Source organism: Rathayibacter sp. VKM Ac-2754 (assembly GCF_009807095.1).
Taxonomy (GTDB): domain Bacteria; phylum Actinomycetota; class Actinomycetes; order Actinomycetales; family Microbacteriaceae; genus Rathayibacter.
In genome coordinates this window covers 1-1,175 of record NZ_WUCC01000021.1, presented here as the reverse complement: position 1 = coordinate 1,175, position 1,175 = coordinate 1, and the positions used below count along the sequence as shown (strand labels likewise).

Sequence of the window (1,175 nt, the reverse complement as noted above, 5' to 3'; positions counted from 1 at the left end):
GGACGTGCTGCGCCTTCTCGACGGCCCGGGTCGCCTCGGGGAGGCGGCGCTCGTCGGCCAGGGCCTCGGCCAGGGCGCCGAGCTGCGCGGTGAGCCTCTCGATCGCCTCCGCCGCCTCGGCGCGGCCGGGCTCCCGACCGAGCACCTCGCGGAACCTCTCGGCCGCCTCCCCGCGGGCGACGGACGCGGTCTCGGCGGCCGCGCGCGCCGTCCGGGCGCTCCGCAGCACCGGCAGCACGCCGTCGGCCCGGCGCGCGCGCTCGAGTCGTCCGCGGTGCTCGACGGCGGCCGGCTCGGCGACGGCGAGCTCCTCGGCCTCGCGCAGGGCTCGCGATCGCCGCTCCTGGGAGCGGCGGAGGGTGCGCGCGGAGTCGAGCGTCGCGCGCGCCTCGAGATCGGCCGCGTCCGACTCGGCCACCTCGGTGCGCGCGACGGCGACCAGCGGCTCGAGCCGCCCGACGAGCCCCGAGAACCAGGCGCTGTCGACGACTCCCGACTCGTCCGCTCCGGCGATCCGGCGGGCCTCGTCGGCGAGGGCGTCCACCGCCGCCCGCTCCTCCTCGAGCGCGGCTCCGCTCTGCTGCCGCTGCTCGATCAGCCGCCTGCGCAGCAGCTCGTAGCGCTCGGTCGCGAACAGCGTGCGCAGCAGCCGCTGCCGATCGTCGTTCTTCGCGAGCAGGAACTCGTGGAAGCGGTTCTGCGCGAGCAGGATCACCTGCAGGAACTGGTCCTTCGTCAGGCCGACGATGCGGCCGATGTCGGCTCCGGTCTCGCGCGCGCTCGAGGACAGCCCCGTCCACTCGCCGTCGATGCTCTCGAGCAGCGCGACCTTCGCCGACTGCCGCGTCGTGCCGCCTCCGCGCTTGGCGGGGCGCTCGTACTCGGGGGAGCGGCGGATGCGGTACAGCCGGCCGGCGGCCTCGAAGTCGAGCTCGGCGAACGTCTCGTCCTCGGGGGCGCTGTGATCGCTCCGGAGTCGCGTCGCCGTGCCGTCGAAGCGGGGGACCGACCCGTAGAGCGCGAAGCTGATCGCGTCGAGGATCGTCGACTTGCCCGCTCCGGTGCGGCCCGCGATCAGATAGATCCCGACGTCCTCGAGCGCGTCGAAGTCGATGCACTGCTCGGAGCGGAAGGGGCCGAGGCCCGCGAAGGCGAGTCGGCGGATCCTCACCGCA

General features: G+C 75.2%; 1 protein-coding gene. It reads right to left on the bottom strand.

Annotation, left to right across the window (positions count from 1 at the left end; all coding sequences use genetic code 11):
* A partial coding sequence (locus GRS92_RS18565; protein WP_159859807.1) for an AAA family ATPase occupies nt 1-1,175 on the bottom strand: 1,175 nt, incomplete at both ends.